Genomic DNA, 14,078 nt, shown 5'->3' with positions numbered 1-14,078 from the left:
GGTTAGCCGAAGGTTTGTATGGAAAGGAAGCAGCTCCATCGGCCAGACAAGGGATCACAGAACGAAGGGGACAAATGGGTGGATCACTTAACCGATTCGGCTTGTGAGTTTTTCGAAGCGAATCGAGACCGCCGTTGGTTCTACTACCTGTCGCACCACACACTGCACAACAAGGTTTCCGCACCGCCCGAATTGGTAAAGAAGTATCGTGACCAAGGTGCTCCCGAGGTGGGTTTTCACAACGCGATGTATCTGGCTGCAATCGAGCACTTAGACGCATCCATCGGTCGACTGCTCGATAAGCTTGATGAGCTTGGTACATGCCACTCTACGATCTGCGCTGGGCATCACCCTCGTTGCGTGTGATCTTTCGTGACGCGGATGGAAACAATCTTCCAAACCAAGCCGGCGGCAAATACTACGTCTACAGCTCCACTCGGAACAAAGAACCCATCGTCGACACGTGGACAGCCGCGGTCTATTCCTTCACGATCGCTGCGGAATCAAAGGTCGATTCGGTGCTGCTTTCGATTTTCCTCTATGACGCGGGCACAATCGAGATTGACAACGTCGGGCTTTTTAACGACACGGTCCGTAGCCGCACCGTTCCGAACGAGCACACGAGCGAGTTTCGTCAAGTCGACGGTGATGCCTCACGATTCGGTTTACCACAAGCAACCGTTCCGAAGATCGACACGGCAGTGAAAATCGATGGCAAACCCGATGATCCCGTATGGCAACACGGCAAACAAAACCTCCTCGTCAACGCAATTTCAGGAGGCAGGGCACCCCAAGCGACCGAGTTTCAAATCGCTCATGACACCGAGAACCTCTATCTGTTTGTTCGCGCGGTGGAACGAGGCCAGGAATCGCATCACCACGGACCGAGTGGACATGATGCCCCAGAGATTCACCGCTGCGATAGCATTGAGATTTTCCTGCAGCCTCCGACTTCGGGCGATGCCTACTATCAAATCGCGGTCAATCCAGCAGGCGGCATTTACGATCGCAAGTGGATAGGCCCGGGCAACGAAACCGCTTGGGATGCGGATGGCGTAATCGTCGGTGGGTACCACCATTTTGACTACTGGAATGTCGAGGTGAAGATTCCCCTCTCGGATCTCGGAATCCGTTTCCCCACGCCGGGATCCTTATGGCGTGCGAATGTTTGTCGTACGGAGGTACCGGGCCAGCGGAACTGGAATGCTTGGTCATCCACGGGTGGTGAGTTTCACAGGCCGAAGCGTTTTGGCATTCTCAAATTTGCTGAGGACGATCTCGCAGGTGAAAACACGCACACACTGCGAGGAACACTCATCGATGGGGATGCACAGCCGCTGAAAGATGTTCCCGTGAAGGCTTTCGGTCGTATTGAACGAACCGATGCTCATGGCGTCTACGTATTCGACGACGTTCCTGGCGGCAAACATGTCATCAGCATCTTGTCACCCAAGCATACCGAGATGCACGGCCAGGTTTCGATCACCAACCAACTTGAAAATGTCGCCCCAGTAACCGTCCAACGTCGAGACCCATTCCAACCGGATTTCACAGGCCCTCTTGGAAGAGACGCCGTCGGTTGGATCCATGGCTCCATCACCGAGCCACCGAACATGCGAGAGCAGCCTGGTCGTGCCGACTTGGTCCAGTCGATCTTGTTGCACGCCGCGAAGGGGGAAACCAAAGCGGTAGCGGTCTCGCTATTTGCCAATCAAATGCTTGATCACCCCGATCTTCAACTGACCCGTTTATCAGGTCGAAAAGGGGTGATCGATGGTGATCGCATTTCGATCGGTTGGGTGCAACGGATGCTCAAACCGGTCCACTACCAGGGGCCACAAGACGACGCCCTGTTCGTGTGGCGGTTTGTCTGGAACGAGCCGCCGAAGGTGTTCCACCGTGGGCAGCTTCGGTTAATCACTGTGAAGATCGACATTCCAGAGGACACCCAAAGCGGAGAGTATTCAGGTGATCTTGTTTTGAAATCAAAAGACCAACTCGTCTCGACGATTCCGATCAACTTGTCGGTCGGTGATTTTAAGTTGGACCAACCTGCGGAGCGAGCGGGAGCGTTTCTGAACATCAAGCGTGGCTCACTCGACGATGCCGATCCTCGCTGGGCCGAGATCGTCTTCGCGGACATGGCCGCCCATGGCGCCAGGACTGTGATGTTCTGGCAGGGAATCGTTTTCGATTCGTCTGGCCAGCCCATCACCGAGGCGGCAGAGCATTCGCTTCGGATGCAAATGAAGCACTCGATGAGCCCGCCTTATGCGATCAAGTTCTCGGTCGAACAACTTGCCCGCACGATCGGTGTGGAGTTCAAGGAACCCCATGCGATCGACATCCCGTCGCTGCAGGCCAAAGAAATGCTATTTCGTGATGCCGTTAGCCGTGGTGCGGCGGCAGTCAGAGATTTGGAAAAGAAGTTTGCGCTCAAACCGAAATCGTTGGTCCTGTTTTGGAGCGATGAAGTCTTTATCGGCGAGCGTCTCGATCCATGGATGTATACAGCGAACATCGTCCGAGAATATACGGACAATCCCATCGGTTTGACGTTTGACCCAAGGCAAGAGGACAAGTGGCGGTTGGTCGAACCGCTCGTCGAAGCACCCTTCTTTCACGGCCGAAATCTCGACACTTGGATCGACAACGACGAACGAACGTACCAGACGTTGCGAGAAAGACTTGAAAGCAAAGGCGGCGTGGGCTTGGCGTACTACAACATCACGCGAACCGATGTGACTCCGGAATACGCCCGAATCTGCAACGGTTTATGGCTATGGCAAACACCACTGAATGCACAAATGCACTGGACCTATTTCTGGGGCGACCAAGATGCTTTGGTGGGTGTTCGCGAAGGCGAACGCTTGGCTCCCTATTTCGCATTGGCCGCACCCCACCCAACCAAAATGGAGATGGTCAGCACGTTGGACTGGGAGAATCTTCGTGAGGGAGTGACCGACCATCAGTACATCACGACGCTGGAAAACGCGATCGAGAGTGCTGGGCCTGAGCAAGCCGCCGCCGTTGAGAAAGCGAAAGCGCTTCTTGCAGAGATGTGGGCGGTCGATCCGCGCGTGACCGAAACGGCAAAGGCGATTGACGCAGCAGAATGGGACCGTCGAAGGTCAGCCCTGTTCGAGTCCATTTCGGAATTGAAACGCAGCACGATCGCTAGCGATGGCAACAGTCGGTGAAGCGTGTCCTTTCGTCGGATGGATCGGCTTGGGCTGGTTGACCCTCGTCGAGCTTGTAGGAAGAGGAAAGTGGCGTTACCCAGCTAGTCACCGTCGAGTTCGCTTTGGACGAAACGTTCGCCAGCGAACCACCAGAGGATCGGTTGAAGGCTCAACATGGCCGATCCGGCAGCGATGGAGCAAACGGTCCACGACAAACCCAACATCGCGCCTGCGAGGCCGGCCATAACGCCCCCGAACAGGATTGTCGGAATCAGCGCGATCGCAAGCACGAACATATAGATCATTGCGCGCGCGCCCTGAAATACATCAGGCGTCCCTTGGGGCATTGGCCGCAAACCCGTGGTCGCAGAGACAAAATTGATGGTCGAAGCAAATGCAATGCTAAACGCGACACCGGCAAAGAAAAGGGACGCACACTCGATCCAGGATTGCGATGTCACGACGAGGGCGGGAAGACAAAGCGCCAATTGAAGGGCAACCAACAGCAGGCCCGTTCCAGCGACCATTCCGATGGCGATGGAGATCGGTTGGATGGGCAGCATTTGATACCATGTCAGCAAACGTCGGTTTGCAGAAAACCCGGTTTGGGCCGTCATCGTAATCAGGAATCCCAAATAGGCTGATGCGGCGAGCGCGATCGGCACGGCGTAGGACCGCTGCACCGAACTGAGTACGTTGGGATCGACACGCATCAACGTGGCGGCTAACACCGCTGCGACCACGCCAACGAAGACGACAGCAGGAATCAACCGTCCCGTACGACGTATTGCCATGACGATCTGTGACCAAGCGACCGGTCCGACACCACCAAACCATCCAAATACGGGAACCCGCCGCACGCGTTCCATTTTGCGCGAGGAAACCCCATATACATTTCCGCCTCGAATTCGTTCCAACTTCTTTTGTCGTCTGGCAACCCCTTCAACGGCTAGCTCGGCAAAACCGCTGTTGGTCTGGTAGCAACAGAGTGCAACCAAAGCAACCAATCCGGTGCAAATGGACGCATTGAGCAAAAGGCGTACGCTGAATTCGCCGTGTAGCAACTTTGCGAAAGGTAGAAAAGGAACGCTGACGCATTGGGCCACCCATCCATCATTGATCGATTGGGAGATCATCGCAACGGAGTACTCTTCATCCGCGTTCCAAAGGCTTCTTGATGTCTCAAGTGCAACAACCAACAGACTCAAGAGCGAGATCCAACGGATCGCCTTGATCGTCACCGATGACAGGTTGGGTTTGACCAGCGTGTATTGAAAGCTGATCAAGACGATGAACGGTCCACCCAATGCAAGACAAAGAAAACCACCCAGGAAGCTGCCGAAATAGGGCAGCATGAAAAGCGAAAGACACGCGCTAAGTGGGATCCATCCGAGCAACAATGTCAGCAGCCGATAAGAAAGAATGTGTGAGTTCGTGAAGGGCCCGGCAAGAACGAACTGCAGTTCCGGCGGCCTGAGTTCCAAAAGCGAGTCGCCAGCCCCCGTGACGATCATCGCCGCGGCCATCGCATACATCACAAGTGGAATCGATCCGGTCAAGAGCGTTGCAAAAATCGAATGGGATGGATCCTCCGAAGTCCATGCGAACACAAGGCTAGGAATCAGTCCGAACGACACCATCACGAGCATCACCAGCGTCAAGATGGCTCCCGACGGTTTCCTGATCAATCGTCCCGCTTGGCGGAGCCCCGCACGCATCAGCATTCGCATCAAAGTCGTCAACGCGGGATCAATCATCGCTCACTGCCCCGACTTCTGCGTCCTCGGACTCTCCCGTCAATCGGAAGAACACTTCCTCCAGCGACCCACTGACTCCGCCAAATTGTGAACGAGCCTCTATCATTGGCCCACTAAAAACAACGTTGCCTCCCCGGATCAGCACCAGGAAGTCACAAAGATCGTCCACCAACGACAGCAAGTGCGAACTAACAAGAATCGTGGCCCCCCGCTGCGACTGTTCGCGAATCGTCTGCTTGAGTGTGCGAATGCTTGGAGGATCCAATCCCGTCATCGGTTCATCCAGCAATAAGACATTTGGCTGTCGCAGGTAAGCACAGGCGATGGCCACCTTTTGACGCATTCCACGCGAAAGCTCCGAGGCGAGTGTATTTGCTTTTTCGCTTAGGTTAAACCGTTGCAGAAGCAGGTCTGCATCGGCTCGCCAATCCATCACCCGATAGGCGGACGCGATGAATTGAAGGTGCTCGATCACCGTAAGCGTGTCAAACAGCGGCGGATCATCCGGCACGTAGGCGGTGCGTTTCTTGACCAGAAGCGGCTCGCTTGCGAGATCCGCGTCCGCAACCCGCAGCCGTCCGCTGGTTGGACGGAGTATCCCACAAAGCGTCCGAATCGTTGTCGTTTTGCCGGCACCGTTGGGGCCGACCAGCGCAGCAACCGCGCCTGCCGGAACGGAAAACGACGTGCCTCCCACGGCGACAAGGTCTCCGTAGCGTTTAACGAAATCAATCACTTCAATCAAGGCGCACCCATTCAAGCGAGGACGGACGTTGTACTTTTCAGCCAGGTCCGAGTATTGATGTTTGGGACGCGTGAATGTCGCCCGGGAAAGATGAAGCTCCTATTGTAGCCGTTTCGCCTCAGCGGAGGTGATCCAACGAAAACGCCTCTTCACCGACCCTTTGCCGAATCCGTTCCGTCCGTTGGTTTTCCAACTCCTTGCAATCGATGGCTTCATCGATCCATTGAGAACCCTGTTCCGTGAAGACCGCCGTAGGTTGGGTCGTTACGAGGATCAGGCTGAGGATCCACCGAATTATCTTCCAACCGCCCCTCGGATCTCGTATAGAATGGAAGGAGTAACGAATTCGGCGAGCACGAGATATCGATTGGCTACAGAAATCCTCCTCTTTGAATGTGATCATCACTACTTCGGACTTCGCTCGGAGATCGTCGTGGAAGTTTTGCGGTCCGTAGCGTTGTCAGTCGTTCCCCAATCCTCAGAGGTGTTGCTTGGTGTCGCCAATCTCCGTGGCAAGGTGCTGCCAGTCTTGAACACCCGTCATCTATTGGGACTGCCAACGGTTCGGCTACACCCTTCGCATCACTTTATTGTGGTTGACGCCGGGGGACTTGTCATTGCGTTGCATGTTGACCGCGCGGTTGAATTGGCCCAGGTCGACTCCGAGGGCGGCGGCAACGTGACGGCGATTGAATCCGAAGTGGCTGACCCGCCGAGCAACATCGAATTCATCACCAAGACGGACGTGGGGCTGGTTCCCGTTATCAATCTAAGAAACATGGTTACTCAAAACCATTTCGCTGAATTGCTGTCCCTTTCATCGTCCGGCACCTCAACGGGGCATTCGATGCAATGACTTCGATGCTGACCGATCGCGATTTGGAGTTAGTGCTTCAGACGGTTCAACGGCTGACAGGAATCCGTTTCCGCTCGGATCAGACCGATGCGATCCGGGCGACGATCTTGCGAGTGATGGACCGAGTGGAGGTTCGATCCCCTGTCCAATTCGCTCGGTTGATCGAGCATGACCAGCAGATCTACCACGAATTGGTCGAAGAGATTACGGTTGGAGAGACCTATTTTTTTCGCGAACCCAAGCACTTTGAGTTTGTTCGCAGGCGAGTGATCCCCGAGTTGCGGATGCGTCGTGGTGATCAAACCATGCTTCACGCTTGGTCTGCGGCCTGTGCTTCGGGTGAAGAAGCCTACTCACTCGCTATCGTTTGCGAGGAGACGCACCAGCCTGCCTCCATTCTCGGAACTGACATTTCGCGTGAGGCGATTGCAAACGCTCGCGAGGCAACGTATCGACGTTGGTCTTTCCGAGGCGAGGCGATGTCGCATGTCGGGCCCTACGTCACTCAATGCGATAACGATTGCTTGCGTCTGAATCCACTCATTCGAAAGCGGGTTCAATTCGCTCAATTGAACCTTGCATCGGATGGATACCCAAGCGGCGCGTCGAGAACACAGAACTTGGACTTGATCTTCTGTCGAAATGTGCTGATCTATTTTGACGCGAGCACGAACGCTGCAATTGCCGACCGGTTGTTTCGATGTTTGAGGCCTGGTGGTTGGTTGGTCACGGCCTCCGGTGACCCGATATTGTCCGACATGGCGGACTTTGTGCCGACCATGACAGAGTTCGGCTCGTTCTATCAGCGCCGACTGACTTTGCTGCCCGACATGAAATCGGCCAAGGCAGATCCATCAGCGGCTCCTCGGTTGACCAACAAAGCGAAAAGGGAACCGCCACCGCCACCCCAACCTGCATCGAGCACGCCAAGGGGTTCGGACTCCATTGTCCGTCAAATCCAAGCTCTTTCTCGCTCGGACCAAGAAGCGGCACTCGAAGTTTGCTCGACAGCCGTCGAAAAAAACCCACTCGTCGCCGAATTGCATTTTTTACAGGCAAAGTTGCTGTTGACCACCGGCAGTCCGACAGGAGCGTTTCTGGCGGTGCAACGCGCCCTGTTTTTGGACCGTTCCGCCATAATGGTTCATTTTCTTTGTGGCTCAATCCAACACAAGAGAGGACAATTGGATGCTGCTCGCAAACATTTTTTCAACGCCAGAGAACTGTGTCAGCGAATTCCGCCCGATCAAATGGTCCCCTATTCGGATCGGGCAACTGCAACGCAGATCATCGCAGACGTGAATGCATGTTTGGCAAGAATCGATCAGTAAGGCGACGGGAGTGAATTCATGATTGCCAAGAATGCCGATTCAAACGACCCATTCGATTGGAATGCCGCCAAGCTCCGTTTGCAAGAAGCGCAGCAGAAACTAGATCGGGCGGAGGACCTTTCCTCGATTGATTCGGCACGGGTGCTTGAAGCCCGGGCTCGGCAATTGGCACGCGTGCCCGAAAAAGTTTTGGACTCCACCGAAGTGATCGAAGTTGTCGGGTTCCGGCTCGGCGATGAAATGTATGCGGTGGAAACAGAGTTCGTATTGGAATTGACACGACCAAGTGAAATCACTCCGATCCCTCAATCCGAAGCCCACTTTATTGGGCTGATCAACCTTCGTGGTGAAGTGACTGCCATTGTCGACCTGCGAGCATTTCTGGGAATCCCCGGGAAACAGGCTTCGAACTCTCAGATCTTGGTGCTTGGAATCGATCGCATCGAATTTGGAATCGCAGTGGATGCAATCGAACATGTGAGGATTCTGCAGCGAGCAGACTTGGTCGAACCTGCTGCGGTTGTCGGCGGGCATCGAGAGCTGATGATTGGTTGCACCCATGAGGGCTTGATGGTTTTTAACGGTGAAGCGATTCTCAGTTGCGAGGAGTTGTATGTTGACCAATCCGATTAGACGAAGATCAAATCCCCACGTCGGCCCACGATTCGCGATCAGCGAACAATTCCTGTATCCGCTTTGGGTTCGTCACTTTCCTTTGCATGACCTTGATGTTCCGACCGGTCGCTTGCTCCCTTGCGACCACGCAGTTTTACGTGAGGCAACAACATGGTTTTGATGGATGGAATTCGCAGGTGTTCATTGCGTTGGCAAATTTGCGTTTTACTTGGAATCGCGATTGTCGTTGCCATGTCCATGATTGGCTCGTTTGCGTATCAGCGAAATCGCGAGATTGTGACGCAAATGACTCTCGACCAAATGATGTCGCATACCCATCAAATTGCAGGAGCCCTTGATTCGGTCTTGATCGACACGGCCGCGGACGCCGTCCTGATTCCGAGATTCCCTCCGCTGCCAGGTATGATTCGATGTTGGGACAATGCTCAGGATCCAGGAACGGACCCGGTTGAAAAGGGGTCGACAACCGAGGATTGGATTCAAAGGCTCGCCACAATCGTGTCGGCGCAAATGGAACGCAACCCTGAACGTATCGAGTGCGACGTTTTTGATCGTGCCGGACTCGGCGTGCTTCGTATCCGAGCCCGAGGGACGGGGTACGATGTGGATACCGAGAACTTGGCGGCGATCGCTGGTGAGCAATACTTCCGCCGCGGGCTCAAACTTGATCAGGGCGAATTTCATGTCACGCCTGTGGAGCGAACTCGTGATGGAAACACCTTGTTCCGAATTTGTGCCCCTTTCTTTTCGGAAGCGTCAAGCGAAAACCCTGCGGCAGTTCGAGGAATCTTCGTCATCGTGGTCGATGCCGCCAAAGTGTTTGCAGCCGCAAGCAAGACCAATCGAGCCGGCCGTGCGGCGTCGCCCCATGCGATTGAGGTCATCGACGATACCATGCAGTTCGTGTATTGCAGTGATCTTTCCAGCGCAAAACCGTTCAGCAACGATCGATTTGATAAACGACATCCCGTGCGAGCTGCGATCTTGCGTGACAAACGTGGAGCGGAAGTCGATTCTTATGCAGAGTCTATTCCTGGGAATTCACAACCCGACGGCGTGGCAGTGTTGGGAACCTTTCAGCGGCTTCAACTCGAAACCGCTGACCCTTCGCGATTCTGGGTTGTGACGGCCAGCGAGCCTGCGGAGCAGGCGTTGGCCAGCGTTGCCGATTTTCGCCGTTACTTTCTATGGTTTGGACTGTCGGTACTGTTGGGCGTCTTGTTGGTGGGCTACTTTGCGGCGGGCGTGCTGACCGCATCTCTGGGCACGCTCTCGCGAGCCGCAGATAAGATTGCTGGGGGAGAGCTGGCGGCGGATATTCCTCCGATTCGAGGAATTGGCGAGGTCGGACAGCTTGACGCCTCGTTCCGTTTGATGGCGGAAAAACTAAGAAACGCCGTTACCGACGCAGAGGACAAGCAGGCCCGGACCAATGCGATTATGGACTCGACGGCCGATGCGATCGTGACCATCAATCGCGAAGGTACACTGCTGTCGGCCAATGCTTCTACGACCAGTCTTTTTGGATACACGGCATCTCAATTGATCGGACAAAATTCATCGATTCTTAGCCCACAGATTTTTGACAACCGAGCAACATGTGAATCACGCAAATTGGTGGCCGGTGAGGTTCGCAGCCTTGGTTCGGAATCCCACGTGACGGGCCTGCATCGCGATGGATTGAAGATCCCAATCGCACTCCGGGTCGCCGAGATCAACTACGCTGGCGAGCAGCTTTACATCGCGACGCTACAAGACGTTTCCGAACGGAAGCAAAACGAATTGGAACGCAATCAGTTATCCAGTGCAGTTCGCGGGGCCGTCCAGCGACTGGCCAGCGCGAGTCAACAAATACTTGCGACAACCAGTGAGCAGGCAACCGGCTCGCAAGAGCAAGCTGCGACGGTTGCTGAAGTCGTCGCAACAGCGGAAGAAATTGCGCAGACCGCAGCACAGGCGGCGCAGCGTGCCAGCGAAGTCGCACAGGCGGCCAAGCATGCCCAAGACGTGGGTAGCAACGGGCTGCAAGCGATTGAGGATTCCATCGCCGCGATGAACGATGTCAAGAATCAGGTTGAATCGATTGCAGAAAACATGCTGTCGTTGGCCGACCGTGCTCAAGCGATCGGTGAAATCACGGCAACCGTCAATGACATCGCCGAACAGACAAATGTGTTGGCGCTCAACGCAGCCGTTGAGGCCTCGCGGGCAGGGGAGCACGGAAAAGGATTCGCCGTCGTTGCAGCGGAAGTCAAATCGCTTGCCGAACAATCCAAGCGCGCGACTGCACAGGTGCGAACCATCCTGGGTGAGATTCAACAAGCAACCAATGCGGCCGTGCTTTCCACGGAACATGGCACGCGAACCGTGGGCGATGCCGGTGACGTCATCACGAAAGCGGGAGACACAATCAACGCACTCTCCGAGACGCTCGCGAAGTCCGCGAAAATGGCATCTCAAATATCGGCGTCGGCGAACCAACAAGCTGCGGGTGTCGGCCAACTGAACGAGGGAATTCGTAACATCGATTCGGTTTCCCAGCGTAGTGTGGAAGCGCTGGTGCAGATCGAACAAGCCGCTCAGAACCTGAGTGGTCTGAGCAACGAACTCGCGTCATTGACGGAAGTTCACCCGTAGTTAGCGAGCATCAACATCATGGACAAACAAAAAATCGCGGAATGCTTGATGGCGACCTACATCGAGGAACTCCATGAGCACATCAGCAACATCACCCGTGAGTTACTCCGCTTAGAGAAGCGACCGGATCCAGGCCAACAAGCCGAGGCGATGACCAACATCTTCCGTGTGATTCACACATTGAAGGGCGTTTCAGGAATGGCCAACGTCGAACCCATCCGGAACGCATGCCACCTATTGGAGGAAATATTTGGAAGCTGCCGCGAACAACAATCCATGCCAAGCGAAGATGCGATTTCAACGGTTTTCGCGACCATGGATGCGTTTGAAGAGATTGGATCACAATTGCGTTTGGGCGAGCCAATTGACGAAGTGCGACTGAACGATCTGATCCCCGATTTAAAGCGTCTTGCGAGTGACGCGATGAACGAGCATGTGCTGACAGACGGTCCGCCGAACGCGAATAAGGATGACTCCAATCCGCTCGATGTCCCCCCGAGTTCAACCGCTGGCAACCGCGAAGAGTCGATGTTGGATTTGCTGTTACCTGTGTTTATTGAGGAATTAGGCGAGCACGTGACAACGCTCTCGGAGAAAGCACTCGCGATGGAGAAAGCAGAGTCGCCCGAAGCAAGCACCGATGCGTTAACCGAAATGTTTCGCGTCACGCACAGTTTGAAAGGGGCGGCCGGAGCGGTGAAGTTAGGTGAAGTCCAGGAAGTCTGCCATCGTTTGGAGGATCTGTTGTCGGAGGTTCGCGATGGCAAAACGGTCGCTGATGCCGATCTGGTCTCACGGATTCTCGTCGTGACCGATGCGATCTCCGATGCTGGCGATCGACTGAGTCGGGGTGAGAGTATGGAATCGTCTCCAATCCAAGTGGTTTTGTCCAACTGGGACCAGCCACTCTCTAACCAAGCAGCAGCGGATTTGCCCGCCGATGACCGGTCTCTCAAAGGATCGACAGGACGACCCAACAAGCCTGTCGAGCCGCCTGTGGCAAACCTCGCAAACCATGGGGGCGATGAGCCTCGGCATCGAAAGCAACCGGAGAAGCAGGTGCCAGCCGGTACCAACGTTGCGGCCACGCCGAAGCGGTCAGTTCCGTCGCATTCGAAATCACACCCGACGGAAAAAGTGGCCTCGATAAGAGTCCCTGCTCAAAAGCTGGATGCCTTACTGGCTCACAATGGCGAATTGCTGGTGGCTCGAGGGCGACTAAACATGCGTGCCAAGGACGCTAGCGACCTGCGTGACATGATGTCGGACCTGAAGTCGTTTTGGAGGGCATCGCAACGAAAAAAGCCCGCTCGTAGCGGCGACCGATCACAGCGTCAAGCGTTCGATTTCCAATCTACCAACAAGGATCGCGATGCTGCAGTCGCTCATCGGCTGCATGGTGCGGGTTCTGCGTCGCCGCGCACCGAACAGTTTGGGATTCGACTCGCAGAGATTGCTACCAAGGTCGACCAGCTTGCCAGTGCGATGGAAGCGGACAATCGTTTGCTCGGGCAAACCTGCGGTTTGTTGGACGATGAGATCTACCATGTCCGCATGTTGCCGTTTCTCGACGCCTGCGGCGGTCTCGAGAGGGCCGTTCGCGACATTGCAAAATCAAGCAACAAGCAGGTGACGTTGCGAATTGAGGGCGCCGATGTTGAAGTCGACCGATCGGTGCTAGAAGGGCTGAAAGATCCATTGATGCATCTGGTGCGGAACGCGGTCGACCACGGTATCGAAGCGTCCGAGGTTCGTGCTGCCGCTGGCAAACCCAAGGAGGCAACGATCACGGTTGCCGCATCGCTCCGTGGCGGCCAAGTCGAAGTCCGTGTGCAGGATGACGGGGCAGGGCTTGACCTTGGACGCATCTGCTCGGTCGCACGCAAGCGAGCGATCGAGGTGCCCGAAGACCCACGCGAGCAGGCGAGGTTGGTGTTTGCGCCGGGCTTCTCCACCGCGAAGGTGATTACCGACATTTCGGGTCGTGGGGTTGGGCTTGATGTTGTCCATAGCCAGGTGGAATCATTGCATGGCGACGTGGATGTCTCCTTTGAAGTGGGTTTGGGAACCCGTTTCACACTGATGGTGCCGCTGACTTTGACAACCATCCGCTGCATGATGGTTCGAGTTGCCGATCAGACTTACGCAATTCCAACAACCTCCGTTGGCCGATTGGTTCGATTCGAAGGCTCGGATTTAAAATCATCAGCGGGCTGTGACACGCTGATCCTTCGAGAATCCCCCACCCGTTTGGTTGCACTCGAGACGATCCTGGGCTTACAAGGGAGAGAGTCCGAAAGCCACCTCTCCGACAAAAGGCTTGCCGTTGTGATGGCTGCAGGTGAACAGCGGGTCGCCATCGCGGTTGACGACGTGATGTCCGAGAGCGAGGTTCTGGTCAAGAACCCCGGTCCTCGAATCCGGCGTCTCCGCTATTTTTCCGGATGCACGTTACTTCCCAACGGTAGAATCGCTCTGGTGATCAATGCAGCGAACTTAGTTCGCGCCGCCTTGGGGCTTCAAACGCATCATTCGCAAATCGTACCCACAGCACCACCCAAACGCATTCGCAGACAGCTCTTGCTTGCGGATGATTCGATGACAACACGGTTATTGCTAAAGAACATCCTCGAAACGGCCGGATACATCGTGATGATGGCTGCGGACGGTCAGGAAGCTTGGGAGATAGCCCAAGAGCACACTTTTGATGCAGTCGTTAGCGATGTCGATATGCCGCGTGCGAGCGGTTTCGAACTCACAGAAAGACTGCGAGCCGTAGAGGCAACGGCCGAGTTGCCGGTCGTCCTGGTTTCCGCCCGAGGGTCCGATCAAGATAAGGAGCGAGGCATCGCGGTGGGTGCAAACGCATACATTGTTAAGGGGTCATTTGACCAGAAGGTTCTACTTGAAACATTGGAACAACTTGTTTAAGTG

Annotated in this window: 10 protein-coding genes; 7 read left to right on the top strand and 3 right to left on the bottom strand. The window is 55.1% G+C overall.

Annotated elements, in window-relative coordinates; all coding sequences use genetic code 11:
* Positions 1–18 precede the first annotated feature (18 nt).
* A complete protein-coding gene (locus tag Poly41_RS21000) occupies positions 19–366 on the top strand; it encodes a sulfatase-like hydrolase/transferase (RefSeq protein WP_146528700.1) in 348 nt (115 codons plus the stop codon).
* Positions 321–3,200, top strand: a complete 2,880-nt coding sequence (locus tag Poly41_RS20995; RefSeq protein ID WP_146528699.1) for a carbohydrate-binding family 9-like protein — start codon at positions 321–323, stop codon at positions 3,198–3,200. The genes Poly41_RS21000 and Poly41_RS20995 overlap by 46 nt, the downstream gene beginning before the upstream one ends.
* A gap of 83 nt (positions 3,201–3,283) precedes the next feature.
* On the opposite strand, the gene Poly41_RS20990 is transcribed toward Poly41_RS20995, so the two are convergent.
* Together Poly41_RS20990 and Poly41_RS20985 are read right to left on the bottom strand one after the other, a co-directional pair.
* Entirely contained in the window at positions 3,284–4,939 is a 1,656-nt protein-coding gene (locus Poly41_RS20990) for a putative ABC exporter domain-containing protein (protein ID WP_146528698.1), read from the bottom strand.
* The gene (locus Poly41_RS20985; protein WP_146528697.1) at positions 4,932–5,684 is read right to left on the bottom strand and encodes an ABC transporter ATP-binding protein; all 753 of its coding nucleotides are present in this window, start codon (positions 5,682–5,684) and stop codon (positions 4,932–4,934) included. The genes Poly41_RS20990 and Poly41_RS20985 overlap by 8 nt, the downstream gene beginning before the upstream one ends.
* Before the next feature lie 367 nt (positions 5,685–6,051).
* Here Poly41_RS20985 and Poly41_RS20980 point away from each other — a divergent pair, with 367 nt between their 5' ends.
* The 3 genes from Poly41_RS20980 to Poly41_RS20970 are packed head-to-tail and all read left to right on the top strand — an operon-like array spanning position 6,052 to position 8,504.
* Complete coding sequence (locus Poly41_RS20980; protein WP_197231493.1) at positions 6,052–6,540, top strand: chemotaxis protein CheW; 489 nt, start codon at positions 6,052–6,054, stop codon at positions 6,538–6,540.
* Positions 6,537–7,871, top strand: a complete 1,335-nt coding sequence (locus Poly41_RS20975) for a CheR family methyltransferase (protein WP_146528695.1) — start codon at positions 6,537–6,539, stop codon at positions 7,869–7,871. The genes Poly41_RS20980 and Poly41_RS20975 overlap by 4 nt, the downstream gene beginning before the upstream one ends.
* A gap of 18 nt (positions 7,872–7,889) precedes the next feature.
* Entirely contained in the window at positions 7,890–8,504 is a 615-nt protein-coding gene (locus tag Poly41_RS20970) for a chemotaxis protein CheW (RefSeq protein ID WP_146528694.1), read from the top strand.
* 38 nt (positions 8,505–8,542) lie between these two features.
* On the opposite strand, the gene Poly41_RS34220 is transcribed toward Poly41_RS20970, so the two are convergent.
* Positions 8,543–8,746, bottom strand: coding sequence for a hypothetical protein (locus tag Poly41_RS34220; RefSeq protein WP_197231492.1), 204 nt, complete (start codon positions 8,744–8,746; stop codon positions 8,543–8,545).
* Between Poly41_RS34220 and Poly41_RS20965 the strand changes: the two genes are divergently transcribed.
* Entirely contained in the window at positions 8,739–11,144 is a 2,406-nt protein-coding gene (locus Poly41_RS20965) for a methyl-accepting chemotaxis protein (protein WP_197231491.1), read from the top strand. The genes Poly41_RS34220 and Poly41_RS20965 overlap by 8 nt on opposite strands.
* Positions 11,145–11,162: 18 nt before the next feature.
* Positions 11,163–14,075: a hybrid sensor histidine kinase/response regulator gene (locus Poly41_RS20960; protein WP_146528692.1), complete on the top strand. Its 2,913-nt coding sequence runs from the start codon at positions 11,163–11,165 to the stop codon at positions 14,073–14,075.
* The last annotated feature ends 3 nt before the right edge of the window (positions 14,076–14,078 follow it).

The sequence above is a fragment of the Novipirellula artificiosorum genome (assembly GCF_007860135.1).
Taxonomy (GTDB): Bacteria; Planctomycetota; Planctomycetia; order Pirellulales; family Pirellulaceae; genus Novipirellula_A; species Novipirellula_A artificiosorum.
This window is presented reverse-complemented; position numbering and strand designations above follow the sequence as displayed.